General features: G+C 64.8%; 25 protein-coding genes. 14 read left to right on the top strand and 11 right to left on the bottom strand.

Annotated features, from left to right (window positions below):
* Positions 1 to 48 precede the first annotated feature (48 nt).
* On the bottom strand, positions 49 to 1,236 hold the full coding sequence (gene metK, locus GV035_RS24050) for a methionine adenosyltransferase (protein WP_159837399.1): 1,188 nt from the start codon (positions 1,234 to 1,236) through the stop codon (positions 49 to 51).
* A 105-nt stretch (positions 1,237 to 1,341) separates the two neighbouring features.
* On the opposite strand from metK, the gene GV035_RS24045 reads away from it, so the two are divergent.
* The 12 genes from GV035_RS24045 (at position 1,342) to GV035_RS23990 (ending at position 14,525) form a co-directional block, all read left to right on the top strand.
* A complete protein-coding gene (locus GV035_RS24045; RefSeq protein ID WP_442859585.1) occupies positions 1,342 to 2,406 on the top strand; it encodes a lipid A biosynthesis lauroyl acyltransferase in 1,065 nt (354 codons plus the stop codon).
* A 50-nt stretch (positions 2,407 to 2,456) separates the two neighbouring features.
* The gene (dapF, locus tag GV035_RS24040; RefSeq protein WP_159837397.1) at positions 2,457 to 3,329 is read left to right on the top strand and encodes a diaminopimelate epimerase; all 873 of its coding nucleotides are present in this window, start codon (positions 2,457 to 2,459) and stop codon (positions 3,327 to 3,329) included.
* Between the two features lie 33 nt (positions 3,330 to 3,362).
* A complete protein-coding gene (locus GV035_RS24035; protein ID WP_159837396.1) occupies positions 3,363 to 4,085 on the top strand; it encodes a DUF484 family protein in 723 nt (240 codons plus the stop codon).
* A 47-nt stretch (positions 4,086 to 4,132) separates the two neighbouring features.
* Entirely contained in the window at positions 4,133 to 5,020 is an 888-nt protein-coding gene (xerC, locus tag GV035_RS24030; RefSeq protein ID WP_236572777.1) for a tyrosine recombinase XerC, read from the top strand.
* Between the two features lie 36 nt (positions 5,021 to 5,056).
* Complete coding sequence (locus tag GV035_RS24025) at positions 5,057 to 6,256, top strand: class I SAM-dependent rRNA methyltransferase (RefSeq protein ID WP_159837394.1); 1,200 nt, start codon at positions 5,057 to 5,059, stop codon at positions 6,254 to 6,256.
* A 132-nt stretch (positions 6,257 to 6,388) separates the two neighbouring features.
* Positions 6,389 to 7,447, top strand: coding sequence for a CobW family GTP-binding protein (locus GV035_RS24020; protein ID WP_159837393.1), 1,059 nt, complete (start codon positions 6,389 to 6,391; stop codon positions 7,445 to 7,447).
* Positions 7,448 to 7,987: 540 nt separating this feature from the next.
* Positions 7,988 to 8,404, top strand: coding sequence for an RNA polymerase-binding protein DksA (gene dksA, locus GV035_RS24015; RefSeq protein ID WP_061122132.1), 417 nt, complete (start codon positions 7,988 to 7,990; stop codon positions 8,402 to 8,404).
* A gap of 345 nt (positions 8,405 to 8,749) precedes the next feature.
* Positions 8,750 to 9,286: an ATP-dependent protease subunit HslV gene (gene hslV / locus GV035_RS24010; protein ID WP_159837392.1), complete on the top strand. Its 537-nt coding sequence runs from the start codon at positions 8,750 to 8,752 to the stop codon at positions 9,284 to 9,286.
* A 12-nt stretch (positions 9,287 to 9,298) separates the two neighbouring features.
* On the top strand, positions 9,299 to 10,636 hold the full coding sequence (gene hslU, locus GV035_RS24005) for an ATP-dependent protease ATPase subunit HslU (protein ID WP_159837391.1): 1,338 nt from the start codon (positions 9,299 to 9,301) through the stop codon (positions 10,634 to 10,636).
* Positions 10,637 to 10,978: 342 nt separating this feature from the next.
* The gene (gene ada / locus GV035_RS24000) at positions 10,979 to 12,061 is read left to right on the top strand and encodes a bifunctional DNA-binding transcriptional regulator/O6-methylguanine-DNA methyltransferase Ada (RefSeq protein ID WP_159837390.1); all 1,083 of its coding nucleotides are present in this window, start codon (positions 10,979 to 10,981) and stop codon (positions 12,059 to 12,061) included.
* A 195-nt stretch (positions 12,062 to 12,256) separates the two neighbouring features.
* Positions 12,257 to 13,876: a glutamate--cysteine ligase gene (gene gshA, locus GV035_RS23995; protein WP_159837389.1), complete on the top strand. Its 1,620-nt coding sequence runs from the start codon at positions 12,257 to 12,259 to the stop codon at positions 13,874 to 13,876.
* Positions 13,877 to 14,018: 142 nt separating this feature from the next.
* Complete coding sequence (locus tag GV035_RS23990; RefSeq protein WP_159837388.1) at positions 14,019 to 14,525, top strand: hypothetical protein; 507 nt, start codon at positions 14,019 to 14,021, stop codon at positions 14,523 to 14,525.
* A 10-nt stretch (positions 14,526 to 14,535) separates the two neighbouring features.
* Here the strand turns inward: GV035_RS23990 and GV035_RS23985 are convergent, their stop codons facing one another.
* On the bottom strand, positions 14,536 to 16,110 hold the full coding sequence (locus GV035_RS23985; protein WP_159837387.1) for a DHA2 family efflux MFS transporter permease subunit: 1,575 nt from the start codon (positions 16,108 to 16,110) through the stop codon (positions 14,536 to 14,538).
* Between the two features lie 98 nt (positions 16,111 to 16,208).
* Positions 16,209 to 16,700 (bottom strand): MarR family winged helix-turn-helix transcriptional regulator, encoded by a 492-nt coding sequence (locus tag GV035_RS23980; protein ID WP_159837386.1) that lies wholly within the window; start codon positions 16,698 to 16,700, stop codon positions 16,209 to 16,211.
* A gap of 185 nt (positions 16,701 to 16,885) precedes the next feature.
* Between GV035_RS23980 and GV035_RS23975 the strand changes: the two genes are divergently transcribed.
* Both GV035_RS23975 and GV035_RS23970 read left to right on the top strand, forming a co-directional pair.
* The gene (locus GV035_RS23975; protein ID WP_159837385.1) at positions 16,886 to 17,188 is read left to right on the top strand and encodes a hypothetical protein; all 303 of its coding nucleotides are present in this window, start codon (positions 16,886 to 16,888) and stop codon (positions 17,186 to 17,188) included.
* A gap of 196 nt (positions 17,189 to 17,384) precedes the next feature.
* Positions 17,385 to 18,977, top strand: coding sequence for an efflux transporter outer membrane subunit (locus tag GV035_RS23970; RefSeq protein ID WP_159837384.1), 1,593 nt, complete (start codon positions 17,385 to 17,387; stop codon positions 18,975 to 18,977).
* Between the two features lie 12 nt (positions 18,978 to 18,989).
* Here GV035_RS23970 and GV035_RS23965 read toward each other — a convergent pair whose 3' ends face one another.
* Genes GV035_RS23965 through gspG form a run of 8 tightly spaced genes read right to left on the bottom strand, consistent with a single transcriptional unit; the run spans position 18,990 to position 24,771 of the window.
* Positions 18,990 to 19,769, bottom strand: a complete 780-nt coding sequence (locus GV035_RS23965) for a type II secretion system protein N (protein ID WP_159837383.1) — start codon at positions 19,767 to 19,769, stop codon at positions 18,990 to 18,992.
* Positions 19,766 to 20,269 (bottom strand): type II secretion system protein GspM, encoded by a 504-nt coding sequence (gspM, locus tag GV035_RS23960; protein ID WP_159837382.1) that lies wholly within the window; start codon positions 20,267 to 20,269, stop codon positions 19,766 to 19,768. Before gspM ends, GV035_RS23965 begins: the two co-directional genes overlap by 4 nt.
* Complete coding sequence (gene gspL / locus GV035_RS23955) at positions 20,266 to 21,612, bottom strand: type II secretion system protein GspL (RefSeq protein WP_159837381.1); 1,347 nt, start codon at positions 21,610 to 21,612, stop codon at positions 20,266 to 20,268. Before gspL ends, gspM begins: the two co-directional genes overlap by 4 nt.
* A 31-nt stretch (positions 21,613 to 21,643) precedes the next feature.
* Positions 21,644 to 22,756: a type II secretion system minor pseudopilin GspK gene (gene gspK, locus GV035_RS23950; protein WP_159837380.1), complete on the bottom strand. Its 1,113-nt coding sequence runs from the start codon at positions 22,754 to 22,756 to the stop codon at positions 21,644 to 21,646.
* On the bottom strand, positions 22,753 to 23,436 hold the full coding sequence (locus tag GV035_RS23945) for a PulJ/GspJ family protein (protein ID WP_159837379.1): 684 nt from the start codon (positions 23,434 to 23,436) through the stop codon (positions 22,753 to 22,755). The genes gspK and GV035_RS23945 overlap by 4 nt, the downstream gene beginning before the upstream one ends.
* Positions 23,414 to 23,812 carry a type II secretion system minor pseudopilin GspI gene (gene gspI, locus GV035_RS23940; protein ID WP_159837378.1) on the bottom strand — a complete coding sequence of 133 codons (399 nt, stop codon included), beginning with the start codon at positions 23,810 to 23,812 and terminating at the stop codon, positions 23,414 to 23,416. The genes GV035_RS23945 and gspI overlap by 23 nt, the downstream gene beginning before the upstream one ends.
* Complete coding sequence (locus tag GV035_RS23935) at positions 23,812 to 24,294, bottom strand: GspH/FimT family pseudopilin (protein ID WP_159837377.1); 483 nt, start codon at positions 24,292 to 24,294, stop codon at positions 23,812 to 23,814. The genes gspI and GV035_RS23935 overlap by 1 nt, the downstream gene beginning before the upstream one ends.
* Positions 24,295 to 24,306: 12 nt before the next feature.
* On the bottom strand, positions 24,307 to 24,771 hold the full coding sequence (gene gspG / locus GV035_RS23930) for a type II secretion system major pseudopilin GspG (protein ID WP_159837376.1): 465 nt from the start codon (positions 24,769 to 24,771) through the stop codon (positions 24,307 to 24,309).
* Positions 24,772 to 24,850 lie beyond the last annotated feature (79 nt).

Below are 24,850 nucleotides of genomic sequence, written 5' to 3'. Positions count from 1 at the left end.
CCGGCAGACGCGAAGCCTGCCGGTTTTTCTTTTGCGATGCGCCGACGCTTACGCGACGCGCACCACCGGTTCCGTGCCAGCGGCTTCGGCGAGCAACAGCGCCTTATCCGCAGCTTCCCACGAGAATTCCGGCTCTTCACGGCCGAAGTGACCGTACGCCGCCGACTTTTCGTAGATCGGGCGCAGCAGGTCCAGCATCTGAATGATGCCCTTCGGACGCAGATCGAAGTGTTCGAGCACGAGGTTCGTGATTTCCGCATCCGACACACGGCCCGTGCCGAACGTGTTCACCATCACGGAAGTCGGGCGCGCGACGCCGATGGCATACGACACCTGAATCAGGCAGCGCGATGCCAGGCCGGCCGCGACCACGTTCTTCGCGACGTAACGGCCCGCGTACGCCGCCGAGCGGTCCACCTTCGACGGATCCTTGCCCGAAAACGCGCCGCCGCCGTGCGGAGCCGCGCCGCCGTACGTATCGACGATGATCTTGCGGCCCGTCAGACCGCAATCGCCTTGCGGACCGCCGATCACGAACCGGCCCGTCGGGTTCACCAGGAACTTGATGTCGCCCTTGATGAGTTCCTTCGGCAGCGTCGGCTTGATGACTTCTTCGATCACGGCTTCGCGCAGTTGCGGCAAGTCGATGTCCGGCGCGTGCTGCGTCGAAAGCACGACGGTGTCGATGGAGTGCGGCTTGCCGTCCACGTAGCGCACGGTGACTTGCGACTTCGCGTCCGGACGCAGCCACGGCAGACGGCCGTCGCGGCGCAGGTTCGCCTGACGCTCGACGAGACGGTGCGACAGGTGGATGGGCAGCGGCATCAACTCGGGCGTTTCGTCGCACGCGTAACCGAACATGAGGCCCTGATCGCCCGCGCCTTGATCGAGATTGTCGTCGTGCGCCTTGTTCACGCCTTGCGCGATATCCGGCGATTGCTTGTCATACGCGACGAGCACCGCGCAGCCGCGATAGTCGATGCCGTAGTCCGTGTTGTCGTAACCGATGCGCTTGATGGTGTCCCGCGCGATCTGGATGTAATCGACATTCGCGGTGGTCGTGATTTCGCCCGCGAGGACGACGAGACCGGTATTGCAGAGGGTTTCCGCTGCGACGCGCGAGTATTTGTCCTGCGACAGGATGGCGTCGAGGATAGCGTCGGAGATTTGGTCGGCAACCTTGTCCGGGTGGCCTTCGGAAACGGATTCGGAGGTAAACAGGTAGTCGTTCGACACGCTTCAGACTCCAATTGAGTACGGTTGAGATTCACGTAGCCGACTTCGTTTGGAGTCTGAAGCGGCGACGCTTTAGCGGATGTCCTTTCTCCGTCCAGAACCCCGATGCACGTGATGCACGCATCGGGCTTAAGGCCGGCTTCGCCCCGCAAGTTGTCCATTAACTCGGCGAAGGTCTTATTATACCGGTTTCCCGTGTTATTTCAGAGTCGAACGCTTGCTGTCATTCGTCCCGCGCTTATCTTCCGCTCGCAGCGGCCGCCCGTATGTTCGCGGGAGCACCTCATGTTAGGGCGCATCGGCGTCACGCTCGCCATCGGCTTTCTGAAGTTTCTCGCGATTATTCCTTACGGCATTACCGCGCGTTTCGGCGATGGCCTCGGCTGGCTGCTTTATCAGATTCCGAGCCGCCGTAAGCGCATCGTGCATACGAATCTCAAGCTCTGCTTTCCCGAATGGCCGCCCGAGCGCCGCGAGGAAGTCGCGCAGAGGCATTTCCGGCACGCCATCCGCAGTTATGTGGAGCGAAGCGTGCAGTGGTTCGGATCGGCGAAGAAGCTGGAAAAGCTGATCGAAGTGGACAGCGCCGTCGATCTCACCGACCCCGATCTGCCGCCCACGCTCTTTCTCGGCCTTCACTTCGTCGGCATCGAGGCGGGATCGATCTTCCTGAACTACTCGCTGCACCGGCGATGCGGATCGCTGTATCAACCGTTTTCGAATCCGCAAGTCGAGGAAATCGCGAAGACGCAGCGCGGCCGTTTCGGCGCAGACATGGCGAGCCGGGCGGACAGCGCGCGCATCGTGCTGCGCTGGCTGCGCGACCGCAAACCCGTCATGCTCGGCGCTGACATGGATTACGGTATGCGCAACTCCACCTTCGTGCCGTTTTTCGGCATTCCGACTTGCACGCTTACCGCCGTCGGCCGGCTGGCGAAGACGGGCAAGGCGCAAGTGGTGCCATTCATCGGCGAAGTGCTGCCGAACTACAAGGGTTATCGGCTGAAGATTTTCGAGCCGTGGCAGAACTATCCGACCGGCGACGACGAAGCCGACGCCCGCCGCATGAACGCCTTTCTCGAAGAGCAGATTCCGCGCATGCCCGAGCAGTATTACTGGGTCCACAAACGCTTCAAGACGCGGCCGCCGGGCGAGCCAGGTTTTTATTGAGCCGCGAGCGGCGCGAAACGCCGCACCGAGGCTCACATACAATAGCGGCCATGAAACTCAAGTTCACCAAGATGCAGGGCGCGGGCAACGACTTCGTCGTGCTCGACGGCTACACGCAGGCGCTCAACCTAAGCGCCGCGCAGGTTCGCGCGCTCGCCGACCGTCATTTCGGCGTGGGCGCGGATCAACTGCTGCTGGTCGAAAAGCCCACCGTCGATGGCGTCGATTTCAAATATCGCATCTTCAATTGCGATGGCGGCGAAGTCGAGCATTGTGGCAACGGCGCGCGCTGTTTCGTGAAGTTCGTGCGCGATCGCGGGCTGACTGCTGCGTCGACGGTGCGCGTGCAGGTGCAAAAAGGCGTCATCACGCTGACGATGCAGGACAACGGCGAAGTGACCGTCGACATGGGCGCGCCCGTGTTCGATCCGCCGCGCGTGCCGTTCGACGCCAGCGGTCTGGAAGGCCGCCGCGAGGGCAACGACACGATCTGGCCGCTCGATATCGGCGGGCCGGCGCGCTGGGTGTCCGTCGTGTCGATGGGCAATCCGCACGCGGTGCAGGTCGTCGACGACGTGGAGGCGCATCCGGTGCTCGCCGAAGGGCCGCTCATCGAGCGCCATGCGCGCTTTCCGGAGCGCGTCAACGCGGGCTTCATGCAGATCGTCGACCGTCATTCGATCAAGCTGCGCGTCTACGAGCGAGGCGCGGGCGAAACGCTCGCGTGCGGCACGGGCGCGTGCGCGGCGGTGGCCGCGGGCATCCGGCGCGGCTTGGTGGATTCGCCCGTGCGCGTCGAGACGCACGGCGGCACGCTCACCATTAGCTGGGACGGCACGCGCGACGAATCCGCCGCGCTCTTCATGGCCGGGCCCGCCGCCACGGTCTTCGAAGGCGAGATCGAGCTATCGGACATTGGCTGACTCGGGCCACGCATTCAAACGTATCAGGCAAACATGAATCCACGCGAAGTCGCCGACTATCTGCTCGACAACCCCGATTTCTTCGTCGAGCACGCCGAACTCCTCGGCACCATCCGGCTATCCAATCCGCACGGCAAGTCGGCTGTGTCGTTGCAGGAACGCCAGATGGAAATGCTGCGCGACAAGAACAAGCAGCTCGAACGGCGGCTCGCCGAACTGCTGCGCTACGGTCACGAAAACGACAGCATCGCCACGAAATTCAACCGCTGGACCGTGCGCGTGACCGGCCAGCGCGACCCCTACGCGCTGCCGCCGACGATCAGCAAAGGGCTGTGCGAAGTCTTCGACGTGCCGCACGCCGCGCTGCGCATGTGGGATGTCGATGAAGCGTATCGCCAGGCCGACTTCGCGCGTCACGTCGGCGAGGAAGTACGCATTTTCGCGGGCAGTCTCGACGCGCCGTATTGCGGCGCGAACAGCGGCTTCGCGGCGGCGCAGTGGCTCGGCGTGGCGAATTCGGCGTCGGCTTCCGCGATCGGCGGCTCGGCCGAGGCCGCGTCCGGCGACAGCGGCATCCAGTCGATTGCGCTCGTCGCGCTGCGCGATCCGCAAGCCGGCCCGGATGCGCCCGCGTTCGGCCTGCTCGTAATGGGCTCGCCCGACGCGCGGCGCTTCCACGACGGCATGGCGACGGATTTCCTCGCGCAGATCGGCGTGCTGGCGAGCGCGGCGCTGAGCCGCCTGCTGCCGAACTGAGCGACGCCAACGTGCAGCCCGCCGATCACATCGCCGCTTATCTCGCGATGCTCGAACACGAGCGGCGTCTGTCGGAACACACGCTGCGCGGCTACACGTACGAACTAGGCGAACTGCGCGCGCTCGCCAAGGGCCGCGCGCTGGAAACGCTGACGGCCGCCGACATGCGCGGCGCGGTCGTGCGCGCCCACTCGGCGGGACTGTCGCCGCGCTCCATCGCGCATCGGCTGTCGGCGTGGCGCGCGTTTTATCGCTGGCTCGCCGAACGCGTCGAGATGGCCGCCAATCCAGTCGCGACGGTGCGCGCGCCGAAGCGCGAAAAGACGCTTCCGAAGGCGCTTTCCGTCGACGACGCAATGGCCCTGATGGACGCGCCGCGCGCCGACACCACGGAGTCGCTGCGTGACCACGCCATGCTCGAACTGTTCTATTCGTCGGGGCTGCGGCTTTCGGAACTCGTCGGGCTGGATGTCCGCCACGTCGATACGATCGAACATGAATCCGCCGGCTGGCTCGATCTCGCCGCCGCCGAAGTCACCGTGCTCGGCAAAGGCAAGCGCATGCGCAAGGTGCCGGTCGGCAGCAAGGCGATCGATGCGCTGCGCGCGTGGATCGACGTGCGCGGCGAATTCGTGAAGCTCGACCCGCACGCGCTTTTTCTTTCCGTGCGCGGGAATCGCATGTCGCCGGGCGTGGTGCGCGAGCGTGTCAAACGCATGGCGCTGCTCGCCGGCATTCCCGCGAACGTGCATCCGCACGTGCTGCGGCATTCATTCGCCACGCACGTTTTGCAGTCGAGCGGCGACCTGCGCGCGGTGCAGGAACTGCTCGGCCATGCGAGCATCACTGCGACGCAGATCTACACATCGCTGGACTTTCAGCATCTTGCTCGCGTCTACGACTCGGCGCATCCGCGCGCGAAGAAGCGCGACTAACACCGCGGCGCCGCGCGCGCTGCTTTCCTCATCGCAATGAACACCATCACGCTCAAACCGGCGAAGGACAAGTCGCTCGTTCGCCGCCATCCGTGGATTTACGCGAACGCCATCGCGCGCATCGACGGCAATCCCGCGCCCGGCGCGACCGTCGCCGTGCGCGCCGCCGACGGCCGCTTCCTCGCTCGCGCGTCGTACAGTCCGCATTCGCAGATTCGCGCCCGCGTGTGGACGTTCGACGAAGCCGAGCCCGTCGATCACGCGTTCTTCAAGCGCCGTGTGCAGCGGGCGGTCGCGCATCGGCAGACGATGGTGCGCGACACCGGCGCGACGCGCCTCGTCTTCGGCGAAGCGGACGGCTTGCCGGGCCTCATCGTCGATTACTACATCGCCGATCAAGGGTCGCACGCGCAGCTCGTCTGTCAGTTCATGGCGACGGGCGTCGAAACGTGGAAGGCAGCCATCGTCGATGCGCTGATCGCCGCGACCGGCTGCCCGAACGTCTACGAACGCTCCGACGTGTCGATCCGCCAGAAGGAAGGGCTCGAACAGACGACCGGCGTGCTCGCGGGCGATCCGCCGCCGGACACGCTCATCACGAACGAATGCGGCGTGCGCTATCACGTCGACGTGAAGCACGGCCACAAAACCGGCTTCTACGTGGATCAGCGCGACAACCGCGTGCTCGTGCAGCAGAACGCGCAAGGCCGCGACGTGCTGAACTGCTTCTGCTACACGGGCGGCTTCTCGCTCGCGGCGTTGAAGGGCGGCGCCACGCGCGTGGTGTCGGTGGATTCGTCCGGCGAGGCGCTCGCGCTCGCGCGGGAGAACGTCAAGGCCAACGGCTTCGACGCCGAACGAGCCGAATGGCTCGACGCCGACGCGTTCAAGACGCTGCGCCGTCTGGTCGACGAAGGCGAGCGTTTCGACCTGATCGTGCTCGATCCGCCGAAGTTCGCGCCGTCGCGCGAAACCGTGGACCGCGCCGCGCGTGCGTACAAGGACATCAATCTGAGCGGCTTCAAGCTGCTGCGCCCGGGCGGGCTGCTGTTCACGTACTCGTGCTCGGGCGCGATCGATGCGGACCTCTTTCAGAAGATCGTCGCGGGCGCGGCGGCGGATGCGCGCGTGGATGCACGCATCCTGAAGCGGCTCGGCGCGGGCGTCGATCATCCGCTGCTCACGGCGTTTCCCGAAGGCGAGTACCTGAAGGGCCTGCTGTTGCAAATCGCGTAAGCGGCCCTATCTGGCTGCGGCAAGGTCACGCGGCGCGAAGCGCCTGTCCGGCGAATATGTTTCAATAACCGATTCAGTGCGCCACCGACCGGCCGCGCGACTCCGAACACTGACAAGGAAACAGGCGACACCATGATTCCCGTAACCATCCTGACCGGCTTTCTGGGCAGCGGCAAAACCACGCTGCTCAAGCGCATCTTGAATGAAAAGCACGGCATGAAGATCGCCGTGATCGAAAACGAGTTCGGCGAAGAGAACATCGACAACGAAATTCTCGTGCAGGAAACGAACGAGCAGATCATCCAGATGAGCAACGGCTGCATCTGCTGCACGATTCGCGGCGATCTGGCGCGCGCCCTCGAAGACCTCGCCAATCGCAAAAAGGCGGGCACGCTCGATTTCGACCGCGTGGTGATCGAAACCACGGGTCTCGCGAATCCCGGTCCGGTCGCGCAGACGTTCTTCATGGATAACACGGTCGCCGACGAATTCCTGCTCGACGCGATCATCACGCTCGTCGACGCGAAGCACGCGAACGCGCAGCTCGATCAGCACGAGGTGGTGCAGCGGCAAGTGGGTTTCGCGGACCGCCTGTTCATCACGAAATCCGATCTCGTCGACGCGGAGGCGCTCGAAGCACTGAAGCATCGGCTGGTGCACATGAACCCGCGCGCCGCGATCAAGGTCGTCAACTTCGGCGATGCGGACATCAAGGAAATCTTCGATCTGCGCGGCTTCAATCTGAATTCGAAGCTGGAAATCGACCCGGACTTTCTCGCGGAAGACGACCACGACCACGATCACGCACACGCGCATGACGACGATCACGACCATGCCACGTGCGGCCACGATCACGAGCACCATCATCACCATCATCACGCGCACCACGACGACAAGATCAAGTCCTTCGTGTATCGCAGCGACAAGCCGTTCGACCCGAACCGTCTCGAAGACTTCCTCGGCGGCATCTTGCAGATTTACGGCGAGCGGCTCTTGCGCTACAAGGGCGTGCTGTATATGAAGGGCGTCGATCGCAAGGTCGTCTTTCAGGGCGTCCATCAGATGATGGGCAGCGATCTCGCCGCGAAGTGGATGCCGATCGAGAAGAAGAACAGCAAGATGGTGTTCATCGGTATCGAGCTGCCGAAGGATCTGATCACCGACGGCCTGAACGCCTGCCTGGTGAAGTAACCGCAGAAACAAGCGCGGCACGCATTTCGCTATTCTTTGCTTGCGCTATGGCGCGGCAAGAACGCGAAATGTACGACGCGAAGACGATCCGAAGAAAAGCGCCGCCCGCGAGTCTCGCCGGCGGCGTTTTTCGTGAGCGATTATCGTCGCGGAATGTAGTCGGGCCCACGAAGCGCCGTCGCTTTTTGCGTGTTCAGGCGTTATATTTTTGGAATTCCGGCGGCTTTCGACAGGGTTTTCCTCGGTTATCGTCGGAAATTGCGGTTCAGTTACAATACAGCCCCACTGGAGAAGGGCGAATCCGTTCGGCGCATCGTTACGGGCGTTGGCCGGCGGATATCAGAAAGGGATGCCCCGGCGGACGATCTGCTGATAGGCCGCGAGGGCCACGAGGCGAACGTTATCGGAGCAGCCAATATCGGTTTCCAGAGGAGTTCGGCCCCGCATCGAGTGTCGCGTGACGCCAAAACGCTGCATGCATGCGGGCAACGCAAGTGCGGGCGTTGCCAAGACATCGCCTTACATTGAAGAAGCAAGCAGATGACAACGAAACTCTTGACCGAAGCCGAAATCCTGAAGATGAGCGAGAAGGACTACATGAACGAGGAACAACTCGCCTTCTTCAAGAACCGGCTCGAGCAGTTGCAAGCGGACATTCTCAAGAATGCCGGCCAGACGACGGAAAATCTGCGGGAAACGGTGATCGTGCCGGACCCGGCGGATCGCGCAACCATCGAGGAAGAACATGCACTGGAACTGCGCACGCGCGACCGCGAACGCAAGCTTCTGAAGAAGGTGCAGCAGTCCCTCGCGCGCATCGAGTCCGGCGACTACGGCTGGTGCGAAGAAACCGGCGAGCCGATCGGCATTCCGCGTCTGCTCGCGCGCCCCACGGCCACGCTCTCGCTGGAAGCGCAAGAGCGCCGCGAACTGCGCCAGAAACTCTTCGGCGACTGAAGCGGGAACCGCGCGGCGAACGATGCGGGACCGCCCGCAACGGGGAACGCGCCGCCGCGAAAAACTGCAAGTCTGACGCTTGGGATCGGAAAAGGCACACGTGAACCGTGTGCCTTTTTGCTTTCCGGGCGATCGAAAGACCCGCACCTTGATAATTTCCACCGCGCCCTAAACTGAATCCGACGCGCCCGCTCATCGCGAAGGCGCGCGCGCGGCGCCGTTCGCTTCGAGCCTTCCGGCCGGGCGGAACCCCGCGCCGTGCACTCCATCGAATTCTCGACTGCGTGGCGGCTCGTCAATGGTTGCAGGCCGCCCGCGTTCTTCTGGTTTTCTTAAGGAACGCACATGGAACAATTTCACGGCACGACCATCGTCTCCGTGCGACGCGGCGGCAAAGTCGCGTTGGGCGGCGATGGTCAGGTGACGCTCGGCAACATCGTCATGAAAGGCGGCGCCAAGAAAGTGCGCCGCATCTATGGCGGCAAGGTGCTGGTCGGCTTCGCCGGCGGCACCGCCGACGCGTTCTCGCTGCTGGATCGCTTCGAAGCGAAGCTGGAGAAGCATCAGGGCAATCTGACGCGCGCCGCCGTCGAACTGGCGAAAGACTGGCGCACCGACCGCATGCTGCGCCGGCTCGAAGCCATGCTGATCGCCGCCGACGCACAGGCCACGCTCGTCATTACCGGCAATGGCGACGTGCTCGATCCCGAAAACGGCATCTGCGCGATCGGTTCGGGCGGCGCTTATGCGCAAGCCGCCGCGCAGGCGCTGGCGGAAAACACCGAGCTTTCGCCGCGCGAGATCGTCGAGAAGGCGCTGACGATCGCCGGCGACATGTGCATCTATACCAATCACAATCGCGTCATCGAGACGATCGAATAAAGGAACCCAGCGATGACCACCATGACTCCCTCCGAAATCGTCTCGGAACTCGACAAACACATCATCGGTCAGGGGCGCGCGAAGAAGGCGGTTGCCGTCGCGCTGCGCAACCGCTGGCGTCGCCAGCAGGTCGCCGAGCCGCTGCGCCAGGAAATCACGCCGAAGAACATCCTGATGATCGGGCCGACGGGCGTCGGCAAGACCGAGATCGCGCGGCGTCTGGCGAAGCTCGCGGACGCGCCGTTCATCAAGATCGAAGCGACGAAGTTCACCGAAGTCGGCTACGTGGGCCGCGATGTCGACAGCATCGTGCGCGATCTGATCGAAATTTCGGTCAAGCAGACGCGCGAAGCGGAAATGAAGAAGGTGCGCACCAAGGCGGAAGATCGCGCCGAAGACCGCATCCTCGATATTCTGCTGCCGAGCGCGCGCCCGGTCGGTTTCGGCGCGGCTGAAGCGAACGGCGAAGGCGATAACGCCACGCGACAGACGTTCCGCAAGCGCCTGCGCGAAGGCGCGCTCGACGACAAGGAAATCGAACTGGATGTCGAGTTGCCGCAAGTCGGCATGGACATCATGGGGCCGCCGGGCATGGAAGACATGACCGAGCAGATTCGTTCGATGTTCGCGAACATCGGCGGCGGCAAGAAAACGCGCCGCAAGGTGAAGGTGAAAGAGGCGCTGAAGCTGCTCACCGACGAAGAAGCCGGCAAGCTGCTCAACGACGAAGAGGTCAAGAACAAGGCGGTGCAGAACGTCGAGCAGAACGGCATTGTGTTTCTGGACGAAATCGACAAGATCGCGTCGCGCAGTGAGGTCGGCGGGGCGGAAGTGTCGCGGGCGGGCGTGCAGCGCGATCTGCTGCCGCTCGTCGAAGGCACGACCATCAACACCAAGTACGGGATGATCAAGACGGATCACATCCTGTTTATCGCGAGCGGCGCGTTCCATCTGGCGAAGCCCAGCGATCTGATTCCCGAACTGCAAGGGCGTTTCCCGATTCGCGTCGAACTGGACTCGCTCTCCGTGGGCGACTTCGAGTCCATCCTGAATTCGACCGATGCGAGTCTCGTCAAGCAATACAAGGCGCTGCTCGCGACCGAAGACGTGGAACTGGATTTCGCCGACGACGGCATCCGGCGCCTGGCCGAAATCGCGTTTTCGGTGAACGAGAAGACGGAGAATATCGGCGCGCGGCGGCTTTACACGGTCATCGAGAAGCTGCTGGAGGAAGTGTCGTTCGCGGCGGGCAACCACGCGGGCCAGCCGGTGAAAATCGACGCGGCGTATGTGGATCGCGCATTAGGCGAAGTCGCCGAAGACGAGGATTTGTCGCGCTACGTGCTGTAACCTCGGGCGACTGAGACGAAACCGGGCCGCATGCGCCCGGTTTTTTTTCGCCCGCATGCGGTAACGCACTGGGCGCACAGGCAAAAAAAAGCCCGCCTAGTCGGCGGGCTGAATCCATATCAGGAGGAGACATGGAGGAGACAGTTCCAATCATACACAGCGGGTTGATGCGACGCAATAGAAATTTTAGTAAAAACCCCTATGGCGTCGATGTGTAGCATCTGCGCATCACTTTTTGTCGCAACGCGGGACAGCCGCAGCAATGACAGAGCAAGGAACGGCGCGTAACCTCGTCGGCACGGCTTTACATTGGACGCGTACCTAAAAGCCGCCGAGGTCATCATGAACGCCGCAGAAATCTCCCACTATCAAACGGACGAAAGCCGCTGGCAAGCCGTCGCCGAACGCGACGCGCAAGCGGACGGCGCGTTCTTCTTCGCCGTCCGCACGACGGGCGTCTTTTGCCGGCCGTCGTGCGCGTCGCGGGCGCCGCGCCGCGAGAACGTGTCGTTTTTCACGACGACCGGCGAAGCCGAAGCCGCCGGCTATCGCGCATGCAAGCGGTGCCAGCCGACGGGCCTGCCGCGCGAACTCGCCATCGTCGAGCGCGCCTGCAAGGTGCTCGACGCCGATCCGCAGCAGCGCATGACGCTCGCGCAACTGAGCGACGCCGTCCACGTCAGTCCGTTTCATCTCCAAAGGCTGTTTTCGCGCATCGTCGGGATTTCGCCGCGACAGTACCAGGCGGCCCGGCGCGCGGGCGTGCTACGCGACGCCTTACAGCGCGGCCACGACGTGACGCGCGCCACGCAGGACGCCGGTTTCGGCTCGCCGTCGCGCATGTACGAGGCCGCGCCGGCGGAACTGGGCATGACGCCATCGGCGTATCGGCGCAAAGGCGCGGGGCTGACGCTACGCTATGCGACCGCCGCCACGCCGCTCGGCACGGTGCTCGTCGCGGCGACCGACAAGGGCGTCTGCAAGATCGCATTCGATGATGATCGCGAGACGCTCATCGACCAGCTCGCCGCCGATTTCGCGCTCGCCGAGCGCATCCAGGACGACGCGCGCATGGCGCCGTTCATCGCGCAAATTCGCGCGTATCTGCAAGGCACGCGCGAGCGTTTCGACCTGCCGCTCGACATCGGCGCGACCGCGTTTCAACAGCGCGTGTGGGATGCGCTGCGCCGCATTCCCTACGGCGAAACGCGCAGCTATACGGACGTCGCGGCGTCGGTGGGATCGCCGGGCGCGGTGCGGGCCGTCGCGAGCGCGTGCGCGTCGAATCCGGTGGCGTTGGCGATTCCGTGTCATCGCGTGATCGGCAAGGATGGCGCGATCGCCGGCTATCGCTGGGGCTTGTCACGCAAGGAAGCGTTGCTCGACGCCGAGCGCACGCATGGCGACGCGGGAAAGGTTGCCTAAAAGCCGTAGTTTGCCGATACGCCCGGCGTCGAAAGACGCGCGGGCGTTTTTCATTGCGTCTGCGATCGCGTTCAAAAGCGCCGCGAACCGCGCGGATCGGGGCCCCGAGCACGGGCAACACCGAGATGTTAAAGTGCCCGCTACCCGAAAATATGACCGGGCGCGGGCTTCTCGCGCTCCTCGCAAAACGCTTCAATGGCAAACACGAATTCCGCTCACTCCGTAACCGGCGCATATCGGCGCAGGCTTGCCGCGCTCGCGTCCGGGCCGCACGCCGACGCCCTGCGCCAAGGCTTGCGCGGCATCGAAAAGGAAAGTCTGCGCGTGACGGCCGACGGCAAGCTCGCCATGACGCCGCATCCGCGGGCGTTCGGCTCGGCGCTCACGCATCCGTTGATCACGACGGACTACTCGGAAGCTCTCGTCGAACTCATCACGCCCGCCGAGCCGGACGCCGCGCGCGCGCTCGAGCGTCTCGACGCGATTCACCGCTTCGCCTATGCGCATCTCGGCGACGAGCTGCTGTGGAATCATTCGATGCCCAACGCGCTGCCGCGGGAGAACGAGATTCCGCTCGGCAATTACGGCACGTCGAACATCGGCAAGCTGAAGCACGTGTATCGCCGCGGACTCGCGCTGCGCTACAGCCGCACCATGCAGTGCATCGCGGGCATCCACTACAACTATTCGCTCGACGAAAACGTGTGGCGCGCATGGCAGGCGCTCGATCCGTCGAACGCGCTGTCGTTGCAGGACTTCCGCTCGGAGCGTTACTTCGCGCTGATTCGCAATTTCCGCCGCACGAGCTGGCTGTTGATGTACCTTTTCGGCGCGTCGCCCGCGCTGAATAAACGCTTTGTCGAAGGCAAGACGCATCGGCTCGAAACGTTCGACGACGACACGTTCTATCTGCCGCACGCGACCAGCCTGCGCATGAGCGACCTCGGCTACACGAACAATCCGGCGCAGGCCGATCTGCTGCCGAGCTACGACCGGCTTGACGCGTACCTCGACGTGCTCGCGAAAGCGGTGAGCCAGCCGTACGCGCCTTACGAAGCCATCGGCACGCAGCGCGACGGCGAGTGGGTGCAGATCAACACGAATGTGCTGCAGATCGAGAACGAGTTCTACTCGACCATTCGCCCGAAGCGCGTCACGCGCTCCGGCGAGCGCCCGCTACAGGCGCTGGCCGAGCGCGGCGTGCAGTACATCGAAGTGCGCTGCCTGGATATCGATCCCTTCGCGCCCGCTGGCATTGCGCTCGAAACGGCGCGCTTTCTCGACGCGTATCTGCTGTATTGCGCGCTGGAAGACAGCCCGCCCCTGCCGCGCGAAGCGAGCATCGAAGCGAACGACAACTTCAGCGCCATCACGAAGGAAGGACGCAAGCCGGGCCTCACGCTTCGTCGCGACGGCGCGCTGGTTTCCATGCAGGATTGGGCGAACGAACTATTCGACGCGATCGGGCCGGTCGCGAGCACGCTCGACGCGCTTTCCGGTGGCGACGACCACATGCGCGCGCTGACGGCGCTCCGTCCGCGCATCGCGGATGCTTCGTTGACGCCGTCGGCGCGCGTCCTTCAGACGATGCGCGACAAGCAGCAATCGTTCGAGCACTTTGCGTTGAATATCAGCCGTGAGCACGCGGAGTACTTTCGCCGCCGTCCGTTGCCGCCTGACGAAGAGCGCGACATGGAGGCCCTTGCCGCGAAGTCGCTGGCCGAGCAAGCCGCCATCGAGCGCGAGCAGACCGAGCCGTTCGATGCGTTCATCGCGGCGTATCAGGATTACAAGCCGAACAGCGTCGGCGTCTGACCAAGGGAAACGGGCAATTTTTTACTGCTGAGATAGGGCGCGTGCGGCAAAACCGACGTGTTTTGCAACAGAGGGAAACGCGCGGAACACCGTACGCGCGTGCGGGCCGAAAATCGGCTTTTTATCGACTATCGGGAATGCGATGAACTACCGACTCATCAGCGCAGCCGCGTCGCTCGCCTTGATCGCCGGCTGCGCGGCCGAAACGCAGGTCAGCAGCCAGACGATCGAACAGGCCACCGCGCCGCTCACCTGCATGAGCAAGCTGGAATGCGACGCATGGTGGGCGCGCGCTCAAGTCTGGGTGACAAATCATTCGGAGTACAAGTTGCAGGCCATCACGGATTCGGTCATCCAGACGGCTGGCCCGTCGAGCGGAAAGCGCGCCCTCGCGTATCAGGTCACGAAGACGCCGAGCAACGAAGGCACGGCGACCATCGGCTTCGCGGCGCACTGCGACAGTCCGCTCGGCTGCGATCCGAATCCGTGGCAGGCGGGCGCGGATTTCAAGCAATTCGTGCGCTACGGCACGGCGCGGCCCGTGAACGCCACGCCGCAAGCCGTTCAGCAGCCGCAGCAGATGCAGTCCGTTCCGCTGAATCTGGACAGCGAGCCGGCGCAATCGGTCACGCCGCTGCCGCCGCAGTGACGCGCGCGGATCAATGCCCCATCGACGCCGACGCGCCCTTGCGCGGACGCGTCAGCCAGACCATCGCGGCGAGCACAAGAAACGCATAGAACGAGATGCGGAAGAAGTCGTTGGTCGACATCATGTACGCCTGCGCGGCCACGACGCGATCCAGTTGCGCCGCGAGCGCCTGTCCCGACAGGCCGAGGCCCGAAAGCAGGTCGGAATAGGCGGTCGTCGTCTGCGCGTACGGCGTGACGGATTCCGTGAGCACCGCGTGATGGCGGATCATGTCGTTTTCCCAGAACGTGGTGCTCACCGCCGTGCCGATTGCGCCCGACAGCGTACGCAGAAAATTCGATAATCCCGCCGCGCCCGCGAGCCGCTCGTCGGAGACGCTGGAAAGCGTGATCGTCGTCATCGGCACGAAAAAGCACGCCACGCCGATGCCCTGAATCAGCCGCGGATACACGATGTCGTGGAAGGGCGTGTCGAGCGTGAACGTCGAGTTCCAGTACGACACGAACGCGAACACGATAAACGCGAAGCTCGCCACCACCCGCAGATTCATGCGGTGCATGTTCTGCCCGATCATCGGCGACAGCACGAGCGCGAGGATGCCTACCGGCGCGGTGGCGAGGCCGGCGAGCCACGGCGTGTAGCCGAGCACCGTCTGCAACCACAGCGGCAACACGACCACCGACCCGAAGAACGCAAGAAAGCCGAGCGACGTGATGAGCACGCCCATCGCGAAATTGCGGTCGCGAAAGAGCGACAAGTCGATGACCGGCTCTTTCTCCGTGATCTCCCACACGAACATGAACGCGAGCGAAATGGCCGCGATGATCGCCAGCGACACGATGAAGTTCGAATTGAACCAGTCGTGATCCTTGCCGAGGTCGAGCATCATTTGCAGACTCGCGACGCCGATCACGAGCAGCGCCAGGCCGACTGCGTCGATGCGCTGATTCGTCGTCTTCGTCTCGTGGCCGCGCAACAGGAAATACGCGATCGCGGCCGAGAACACGCCGATCGGCACGTTGATATAGAAAATCCACGGCCAGGTGTAGTTATCGGTGATGTAGCCGCCCATCACGGGGCCGAAGATCGGCGCGACGATCACGGTCATCGCCCATAGACCCAGCGCGAGTCCGCGCTTCTCCGGCGGATAACTGCGCATGAGGATGGTTTGCGAGAGCGGGACCATCGGGCCGGACACGAGACCTTGCAGCAGCCGGAACGCAATCAGCGACTCGAAGTTCTGCGCGAAGCCGCACAGCGCCGAGGCGATCGAGAACAGCAGCACGGAAATGGTGAAGAGCTTGACCTCGCCGACGCGCCGCGCGAGCCAGCCGGTCAGCGGCACCGCAATCGCGGACGCCACCGAATACGACGAAATCACCCACGTGCCTTCGCTCGTCGCGACGCCGAGGCTGCCGGAAATGGTCGGCACGGCGACGTTGGCAATCGATGTGTCGAGCACTTCCATGAACGTGCCGAGCGCGAGGCCCATGGTCAGAAGCGCGAGAATGCCGCCCGCAAGCGGAGCCGGGGCGGGCGGTACGGCGGGGGCGTCGTTTGGTTCGGCGGTCGCGGTCGTTGACATTGTTGTTGTACTCCAGCGCTTGAATTATTCGTGTCGCGGCATTCTCTGCCCAGACAGTGAAATGGGCAATTCGTACGGTGTTGATTCGATAGATTGCTCTAGTCAGCGTCGTCCAGTGCGCAGACGCCGTGGTCCTCCGCCGGCGAATTACCGATGATGCGCGCCAGCATCGCGATGAGCAGATCCAGTTCGGCACGGCTGAAGCCGTGCAGTTGCTCGTTCAGCACTGCCGCGCCGATGGCCGGCAGTCGCGCTGCGGCTTCCTGTCCGCGCTCGGTCAGCTTCAACTCGACGATGCGCCGGTCCGCGTCGCTGCGCGCACGGCTGACGAAGCCTTTCTTTTCGAGCCTGTCGAGCATGCGCGTCATCGACCCGCTGTCATACGACATCTCCCGCGATAGCTCCAACGGCGTGCGCGCACGCCCCGACGCCAGTGAGAGAATCACGCCGATCTGCTGCGACGTGAGATCGAGCGGTCTCAGCGCCTCGTCCGTTCGCGCAATCAACACGTTGCGCGCCTTCGCGAGGTAGTAGCCGAGGCTGGTTTCGAGCCGAATCGTGGCGGGGTCGTAGAGCGGATCGCGGTCCATGCGGTTTGACGTCGGCGCGGCGTGCCGCGAAACAACAGTTCGAGAAAAAAGCAATCGCCAGTATCTTGAAAAGTAGTTGCATAGTCAATATTATTCTAAGCAACGCGTTACGCGCTTAAATGCGCCGCCCGAGACCATGTTTTGATGCCATCTGCGTCGTTCGATCGACGCCTGAAGGACCGCCAATGACCCGCTTCGCCCACACTGCCCGCACCGCCCGCCGACGCATCGGCCAAGTCAGCAGCACGCTCGCCAGTGCTTCCCGTCACTTCGTTCCGACGAAGCTGAATCCGTGGAAGCTCGCGGTGTATATGATCGTGTTCCTGCTGCCGGGCGGCTCGTTGGCGGTGCTCGCAATGGGCTGGTTCGAAAACAGGCATCGGAGCAAAGGCGAGGCTTCCGGGAAAGCGGGCAGCACGTCGTCACGCCCTTTGCTCGGCGCGCCATGCCAGGGCTGCCCGGCCGGCGGCGGCTCGACGGGCCGGTAAAGCGCGTGACTCATCGGGAGTAACGCGCCGTAACCGATTTCTTCCCGCACGTAACACCCGCCTTACGGCGAAGCCGTTACCCTAACGTCTGCCCGACGCCCGCTGCGAACTGCGCTGCGGGCGTTCCGTTACTATCTCGGCTGACCGCGTTCGCCGCACCGGACGAACCCACGCCGACAGGATTTTCGACACGCAGATGCCGTATCGCCCCGCCGTTTCCGTTTCCGCTTCTGTTTCCGCCAGGCCCCGCCGTCCCGCCGCTCGCCGCACTGCGCGCAAACTGAGCGCCATCGCGATGGCCGCCGCCTGCGCGATGTCCATCGCGGGTTGCGCCGTCGGCCCGGATTATCAGCGTCCCACGACGCCGATGCCCGCCGCCTACAAGGAAGCGCCCGAAGGCTGGAAAGTCGCGCAGCCCGCCGACCGCACCGACCGCGGCGACTGGTGGACCGTCTACGACGACGCGCGGCTGAACGATCTCGAAGCGCGCCTGAACCAGTCGAACCAGAGCATTGCGCAGTTCGCGGCGGCGTATCGTCAGGCGCGCGCCCTCGTCGGTGAGGCGCGGGCGGCATATTTCCCGACCATCGGCGCGTCCGCGTCGGCATCGCGGGCCGGGTCGGGAACCAGCAGTCGCACGTCGACCGCCGCGTTCGCCAACCGCAGCACGGTCAGCAACGACTACAACCTGGCGCTCGACGCTTCGTGGGAGCCGGATCTGTGGGGCAGCATCGGCCGGACGGTGACCGCGCAGAAGGCGGGGCAACAGGGCGCGGCAGCGGATCTCGCCAACGCGCGTCTGTCCGCGCAGGCCACGCTCGCGCAAACATACTTTCAGTTGCGCTCGCTCGACGCTCAGCAGAAGCTGCTCGACGATACCGTCGCCGCTTATCAGCAGTCCCTCAAGCTCACGCAGAATCAGTACGCACAAGGCATCGTCGCGCGCTCGGACGTGATTCAGGCGCAGACGCAATTGCAGTCCGCGCAGGCTTCCGCCATCGAGAACGGCGTCGCGCGCGCGCAATACGAACATGCCATCGCGGTGCTCGTCGGCGAACCGGCTTCGACCTTCTCGCTTCCCGCGATGCCGCTCGACGCCACGCCGCCGACCGTTCCCACCGCGATGCCGTCGGCGCTGCTGGAGCGGCGTCCGGATATCGCGTCGGCCGAGCGCAAGGCGGCGGCGGCGAACGAACAGATCGGCATCGAAATCGCCGCGTTCTTTCCCACGCTCACGCTGTCCGCGCAGGGCGGCTTCGAAAGCTCGGTGTTGTCGCAATTGCTGCGCGCGCCGTCGCGTTTCTGGACGCTCGGGCCGAGTATTGCCGCGACGATTTTCGACGGCGGCTTGCGCGCCGCGCGCACCGAAGCCGCCCGCGCCGCCTATGACGAAAACGTCGCGACGTATCGGCAAACCGTGCTGACCGCGTTCCAGGACGTGGAAGACAACCTCGCGTCCCTGCGAATTCTGGAGAAAGAGATCGTCGTGCAGCAGCAGGCTGTGCAGTCCGCGCAGCAGGCGCTCGCCATCATCAACAATCAGTACAAAGCGGGGACGGTCGCGTTCATCAGCGTGCTGACCGCGCAGACCACGGCGTTCACGGCGGAACAGAAGCTCGCGAATATCGCGGGCCAGCGCATGGTGGCGTCGGTCGGGCTGGTGAAGGCGCTGGGCGGCGGCTGGGACGTCGCGCAGATGAATCGCGAGACGGGCGGGGTCGAGGCGCCGGCGGCGGCTTCCGCGCCCGACACGATGTCCGCGACGGAGAAGAGCGCAGCGGGCGGCTGACGCCGCGCGTTGTCAGCGCGCGAACGTCAGCGCGACGGTATCCGGATCGGTGTGCCGGCCGAGCAGATTCAGCAGTCCCGCCAGGTTTTCGCGCTGCTGCGGCTCAGCTTTCGCGGTGCCTTCGAACGTCGTCGCGTCCTGCGAGATCACGCCGCTGCCCGTCAACAGCAACGGGCCTTTAGTCGTCGAAAGATCGATGCTCGCGGTCGCACCCTGCGCCTGCAACGCGACGCGATACGAACCCAGCGGCTTGACCCGCGACACGCGCGACGCCATGTCGTCCAGCGTCACGACGAACTGTCCGTAAGCATTCCTGCCGAGCAGCCGGAATTCGGTCCACGAAAGCCGCACGGTGCCTTCGAAATTCAGCGTATTGAACGGCGCGCCAAGACCCGCGAGCAGCGTCGCCGGCACCGCGATCCCGCCCGCCGAAAGGGTCGCGCCGCGCGTGGTGGCATCGACGATCACGGGATCGGGCATCGCTTCCGTCTGTCGCATGGTCATGTGCACGCGGCCGGTGAAGAGCGGCCAGAACGCCGTCGTCCATTCGATGCGCCCCGGCAGCAGCGTCGCGCCCGAGCCGTCGGTGCTCGCGGCGAGCATCAGCGTCGCCGAGCCGCGCCAGAGCGAACCGGACGGGTCGGCGAGGTTCACGTGACCGCCCGTCGCCTTCGCGAATTGCGGCGTGATCCACGCGGCGGGCATCATCACGAGCAGCGTGCCCGCCACCGACAACACCATCACGACAAGTCCCGGCAGCGCGAGCCTGAGTCGGCGAGTCCAGTAGCTCATTTGACGCTGGCCGGTTGCAGCGATGCGGTCAGATCCACCTGACCGTCCGGCTTCAGCGCCTGAACGTGCGCTTCGGACACCTGCACCTTGAATTGCTTGCGCGCGTCGTCGAGCCACATCGTCCAGTTCGGGAACGACGCGTTCTTCAGCTGAATCTGCACCGCCGAGCCGATGACCTGCACCTGCGTCGGCTGCATGCCGTTGTCCGCGAGCGACTTCGCGAGCGCATCGCGCAGCGCGCCGCCCGTCGGCGTCACGCCCTCGGCGCTGCCGGCGAGCGAGCGCGCTTCGTTCGCTTGCGCGGTCATCGTGGCGAGCTGGCGCTGCATCGTCGGCAAGGTGTCGCGCAGGCGCGCGCGGCCTTCGTAAGCGGGCGCCCACAGCACGAGATAAACCAGCGCGATGCCGAGCAGCAGGCCGCCCCACATCAACAGCGTCTTTTCGCGCGGCGTGCGCGCCTCCCAGAACTCGGAGAGCGTTCGTCCGATTTCTGCTTTCATTGGCCGCTCCTGATCGTCCATTTGCCGGTGTTCGTGTCGATGGCGCCGTTCAGCCCGTTCGCCGCGAGGCGCTTGCCGAGATCGGGATCGACCTTGGTTTCCGGCTTGAAAGTCACTTCGAGATGGCGGTCGCGATAGTCGAGCCCGGCGATGCCGTTCACCGGCACCGGACCGAGCGAGCGCGCGAGGCCGTCGGCGAGCGACAGGAAATCCGACGGCGACAGCTCGCCCGACGCCACGCGCAGGCGGTCGAGATTGCGCGCCATTTGATCGGGCGCGTCGAGCACGGTCGTCGTCTTCGGAAACGCGTTGAGCAGCAGTTCGGTCATCTGGGCGCTGATGGCGTCGCGCTGGCGCGCGAGCTGAATCCACTGCACGTTGATGCCAACGACCGACACGATCACCGATGCCGCCACGAGCGCGATGGGCACGCGCAGGCGGCGCATCGTCGCGCGGTCGAGCCGCCACGGCTGGGCCGCGAATTCGAACTGGCACAGGTCGAAGCGGCTGGCGAGCGCATTGCGCGCCAGCGCCTCGAACGCGAGCGGATGCCCGCCCGCGAGCGCCGCCTCTTTGCGCGATCCGGCAAGGCGCGGCTCGTCGCCGGGAAGATCGACAAGCGAATAGAGCGTGAGCGGATGCTCGCCCGCGAGTGCTTCCAGCGTCGGCGCAATGGAATCGACGGGCAACGCGAGCCCTTCGCCGAGCGCCGCGCGCTCGCCGCGCGCAATCGCGATTTCGACGCGCGGCGCGGTGCTGATCGCGGGCGCCGTCGCTTCGATCTCACCGATCAGCGCGGGCGCGGTCGAAACGACGTTCCCCAGCAACCCCGCGATGAAGGGCGTCGGCGGCGCTTCGGGCGCTTTTTCGCCCTCGGGCGTCTCGACGACAGGCGCGGCGGCGGGAACCGGCAGGCAGCGCATGGCCGGCACCGCCTTCAGATTGCGATGCCCGGTGCTCGTCAATGCGTCGCAGACGAAGCGGAACCAGCCGCGATCGATCACCGCGACGACGCGCCGCCCATCCGCGAGCGCGGCCGGATCGACGGCGATATGGCACGTCTGCGGATCCTGGATCAACTGGTCTTCGACCACGTTCGGCAGCGCCTGACGCAGCCTCGGCCCTTTCAGCGGCGGAATGGTAGCGGCGAGTAGAAGCGTGTCGCGCGCCGCGACGATCAGCACCGTCGCGTTGGCGCGCGGCAGAAGGCCGACCGCGGCGCGGCCGGCGCGCTGCGTCTCGCCGCGCTTGTCCAGCAGCAGGAACGGCAGGTCCGGCAGTTGCCACTCCTGCGAGCGCACGCCGGGATCGCGCGGCGGTAATAGAACGATCAGTGTGCTCAAAGGCCACTTCCTCTTGTCAGTAACAGCGTCATCAGAGCGCGTCGCGCGTATAGACGATGCGCGTGGCGTGCGTCGTCGGATCGCGGTACACGAGCGTCGTGCGCTCCAGTTGCGCCCGCTCGTGCTCGACGCGCCCGTGAATCACGAAATAGCGCGTGGTGACGTCGATCTCGTTCGTGTCGAGCGACGTCGAACGGACGCCCGCGCCGGTTAGGGCGAGTTGCACGTTGCCGGTATCGTGGAAAAACACGGTCTCGCGCCGGGCGACGAACGCCTGCGCCTGCGACAGGCTCATGCCCGGCACCACGGCGGCGACCACTTCGGCGGGCGCGGTGTTCATGTTGACCGCGGTCGTCGTCGGCAGCACGGTCACGAACGGCCGCAGCTTCGCGACCGCTTCGGGCGAAAAGCCCGGCACGTCCAGCAGCGAATCCACGCTGATCATTTGCAGCGGCGCGACGGGCGCGTCGTTGTCGGCGTCCTTCAGGCCGGGATCGTCGGTGAAATTGCCGCCGCCCGTGCCGCCGCCTTGCGCGATCGCCGCCATCGCTTCCGCCGGCGAACTCGCGGCGGTCGTGCCGTTGCCCGTCTGCGTCTGGAAGCGCGTCGCGGACCGCGCGAGGCCGGCGCGCATCTGCAAGGCCACCGTCTTCGCGAGCGATCCGTTGATGCCGAGCATCGTCAGAAGCCGCTGGAACGACTGAATCTGCTCGACGTTGATGGTCAGGACGCCGGGAGTCGGCGTCGCGACCAGATTGCGCAGATTGAACTTCGCCTGCGCGTCTTCGATGGAGCCGGACAGAAACGTCTGCGCGCCTTGCTGCGCGCGCACTTCGCCGATCTGCCCGAGGAAATCCGAGAGCTTGGTCTTCGCGATCGGCACGCCCCACACGCCCCCCAGATACGTGACGGTCGGCGAGGTATCGGCTTCGGAGCGAAGAATCAGCCGCGTCCAGTCGAGCGCGCTGCGCGAGATCCACTGCGCCTGCGCGAGCAGCCGCTGATTCTCGATGCGCCGCACTTGGACCTGCTGACGCCACAGCATGCCGGACACGAGAATGGACGACAGCGCGACCACCAGCAACGCGCTGATGATTGCGACGCCGCGTTGTTTTCTGTTTCGGACCGATGCACGCATCTTCATTCTCCGACCAGAAACACGCGCGTGATCGGCACGCGCAGATTCGGCGCGCCGACCGCCACCTGAATGCCCGAGACGGCCCGCGCGAGCGGCGCGTTGCCGAGCTGCGGCACCTTCAGATTGTTGTCGTTCTCGTTGATCCGGCCAAGCACGTCGCTCATGCGCGTCGTCCAGCCTTTCTGCGGAATGTACACGCGCGTCGCGAGCGAGCCGACGCCGCCCAGCAACGGCACGGCGCTCCAGCCATCGGCGGTATCGCTCGATGAAAGCGCGCGCCGCACTTCGCCGACGTTCTCCAGCGGCGGCGACGCGTAGCGCACGATGCGCCCGTTCGACAGCCGATAGCGCACGACTTGCAGGCGCGGCGCGGCAGCCGGCGCGAACACGCCGCGCACGATTTGCAGCGACCCGTTGCCGAGCGACACGGCGGGCTGGCCGGCTTCGTCGTCGGTCGCGGCCTGACGCGCGTCGATACGCATCTGGTCGAAACACTGCGCGACGACGCGCTCGTCTTCCATCGCGTTCGTGATGGTCGCGCGGCCGCGGATGATCTGGTCCAGCCCGCGCCACGACAGCACCGCGATCACCGCGAGAATGGCGATGGCGATGAGCATTTCGAGCAGCGTGAAGCCGCGCTGCCGCCGCGCCGCGCGGCGGGGCTCAGAGCGACCGGGTCGTTTCATTCGCCACCACCGTGACCATTTGCGCGAGATAACCGGAGCGGCCGGGCGTCGCGACGAACATTTCCACGCGCCGGAAAATCGGGTTCGGCGTGGCCGAGACGCGCTGCGTGCAGACGAGCTTCAAGTTGCCCTGCGAGCAGTCGAACGTGCGCGAGCCGATATCCGGAAAGACATGCGCGAGGCGAATCTGCGCGAGTTCGTTGTCCGCGCTCCAGCCCGCGAGCAGACGCCGATGCAGGTCCGCTTCGCTCGTCGCCATCGACCCGACCGCGCGCAGCGACGCCGCGAGCGCCACCGCGAGAATCGCCAGCGCGACCAGCACTTCGATCATCGTGAAGCCGCGTTGTGTGCCGCGTTGTCTGGATGGCGCACGCATCACCGCACCTGAAAGCGGCCGTTGCCGCTGCCGATGATCGTCGCGCGCCCCACCGCCGAGACGAGCGTGATTTCCATGGGCGTGTCGATGGCTTCGGTGCCGAACACGAGCCGGCTCACGGATTTGTCGGAATCGAGAAACTGGATGGTGACGCCGGTCACGCCGCCTTCCCAGCGGCGGGCGCGCAAGAGATCGTCGCGCAGCGGGCGCCAGCCGTCCTCGGTGCGGATGTCGAAGCGAAAGCCGCCTTCCACGGGCTGCCACGCGATAGGCCGGGCGCGCACTTGCGCTTCGTCGCCCGCCGATTCGAACAGCAGCGCGAGCCGTTGCGCTTCTTCGTTCAAATCGGTGCGCGGATTGCGCGTGAGCTGCAGCGACGCGAGCGACACGAGCAAGCCCGCGATCACCAGCACGACGAGCATTTCCAGCAGCGTGAAACCCGCATTCCGACGCGCCGCCGTGTGCCTGCCGTGCCTGTTCACTTCACGTCCCTTTTACTGCCAGGAGCCGACGTCGGCATCGTTGCCTTCGCCGCCCGCCTTGTTGTCCGCGCCGTAGCTGAAGACGTCGATTTCGCCGTGCACGCCCGGATTCAGATATTGATACTGGCCGCCCCACGGATCGGCCGGCAGGCGCTCCAGATAGCCGCCGTCCTTCCAGTTGTTCGGCACCGGTTCCGTCGTCGGCTTCTCGACGAGCGCGCGCAGACCCTGCTCCTGCGTCGGATAACGGCCGTTGTCGAGCCGGTAGAGCTTCATGGCCTGCATGATCGTGCCGATGTCCTGCTTCGCGGCCACGCGGCGCGCTTCGTCGGGGCGGCTCATGATCTTCGGCACGATCAGCGCGGCGAGAATGCCGAGAATCGCGATCACGACCATGATTTCGATGAGCGTGAACCCCCGTTGACGGCGCGCCTTGGCCTGGTTGATTTCCATGCGGCGTTGCGTCCACATTTGCATGACTGCTACCTCGTGATAATTCAGGGCTTGCGCCCGCTGTTGATTTAAGAAACATGCGGCTCGTGTGACCGAAGCCGCC

Origin of the sequence: Burkholderia sp. 8Y (genome assembly GCF_902506145.1) — a bacterium.
In the GTDB taxonomy this organism is placed as follows: domain Bacteria; phylum Pseudomonadota; class Gammaproteobacteria; order Burkholderiales; family Burkholderiaceae; genus Caballeronia.
Note: the sequence above shows the minus strand (reverse complement) of the source record. Positions and strands in the feature narration are given on the sequence as shown.

Excerpts from the sequence above, each read along its gene's own strand:
- GV035_RS24045 (WP_442859585.1), top strand. The coding sequence starts at position 1,342 with ATGCACGTGATGCACGCATCGGGCTTAAGGCCGGCTTCGCCCCGCAAG.
- dapF (WP_159837397.1), top strand. The coding sequence starts at position 2,457 with ATGAAACTCAAGTTCACCAAGATGCAGGGCGCGGGCAACGACTTCGTC.
- GV035_RS24035 (WP_159837396.1), top strand. The coding sequence starts at position 3,363 with ATGAATCCACGCGAAGTCGCCGACTATCTGCTCGACAACCCCGATTTC.
- xerC (WP_236572777.1), top strand. The coding sequence starts at position 4,133 with ATGCTCGAACACGAGCGGCGTCTGTCGGAACACACGCTGCGCGGCTAC.
- GV035_RS24025 (WP_159837394.1), top strand. The coding sequence starts at position 5,057 with ATGAACACCATCACGCTCAAACCGGCGAAGGACAAGTCGCTCGTTCGC.
- GV035_RS24020 (WP_159837393.1), top strand. The coding sequence starts at position 6,389 with ATGATTCCCGTAACCATCCTGACCGGCTTTCTGGGCAGCGGCAAAACC.
- dksA (WP_061122132.1), top strand. The coding sequence starts at position 7,988 with ATGACAACGAAACTCTTGACCGAAGCCGAAATCCTGAAGATGAGCGAG.
- hslV (WP_159837392.1), top strand. The coding sequence starts at position 8,750 with ATGGAACAATTTCACGGCACGACCATCGTCTCCGTGCGACGCGGCGGC.
- hslU (WP_159837391.1), top strand. The coding sequence starts at position 9,299 with ATGACCACCATGACTCCCTCCGAAATCGTCTCGGAACTCGACAAACAC.
- ada (WP_159837390.1), top strand. The coding sequence starts at position 10,979 with ATGAACGCCGCAGAAATCTCCCACTATCAAACGGACGAAAGCCGCTGG.
- gshA (WP_159837389.1), top strand. The coding sequence starts at position 12,257 with ATGGCAAACACGAATTCCGCTCACTCCGTAACCGGCGCATATCGGCGC.
- GV035_RS23990 (WP_159837388.1), top strand. The coding sequence starts at position 14,019 with ATGAACTACCGACTCATCAGCGCAGCCGCGTCGCTCGCCTTGATCGCC.
- GV035_RS23985 (WP_159837387.1), bottom strand. The coding sequence starts at position 16,110 with ATGTCAACGACCGCGACCGCCGAACCAAACGACGCCCCCGCCGTACCG.
- GV035_RS23980 (WP_159837386.1), bottom strand. The coding sequence starts at position 16,700 with ATGGACCGCGATCCGCTCTACGACCCCGCCACGATTCGGCTCGAAACC.
- GV035_RS23975 (WP_159837385.1), top strand. The coding sequence starts at position 16,886 with ATGACCCGCTTCGCCCACACTGCCCGCACCGCCCGCCGACGCATCGGC.
- GV035_RS23970 (WP_159837384.1), top strand. The coding sequence starts at position 17,385 with ATGCCGTATCGCCCCGCCGTTTCCGTTTCCGCTTCTGTTTCCGCCAGG.
- GV035_RS23965 (WP_159837383.1), bottom strand. The coding sequence starts at position 19,769 with ATGAGCTACTGGACTCGCCGACTCAGGCTCGCGCTGCCGGGACTTGTC.
- gspM (WP_159837382.1), bottom strand. The coding sequence starts at position 20,269 with ATGAAAGCAGAAATCGGACGAACGCTCTCCGAGTTCTGGGAGGCGCGC.
- gspK (WP_159837380.1), bottom strand. The coding sequence starts at position 22,756 with ATGAAGATGCGTGCATCGGTCCGAAACAGAAAACAACGCGGCGTCGCA.
- GV035_RS23945 (WP_159837379.1), bottom strand. The coding sequence starts at position 23,436 with ATGAAACGACCCGGTCGCTCTGAGCCCCGCCGCGCGGCGCGGCGGCAG.
- gspI (WP_159837378.1), bottom strand. The coding sequence starts at position 23,812 with ATGCGTGCGCCATCCAGACAACGCGGCACACAACGCGGCTTCACGATG.
- gspG (WP_159837376.1), bottom strand. The coding sequence starts at position 24,771 with ATGCAAATGTGGACGCAACGCCGCATGGAAATCAACCAGGCCAAGGCG.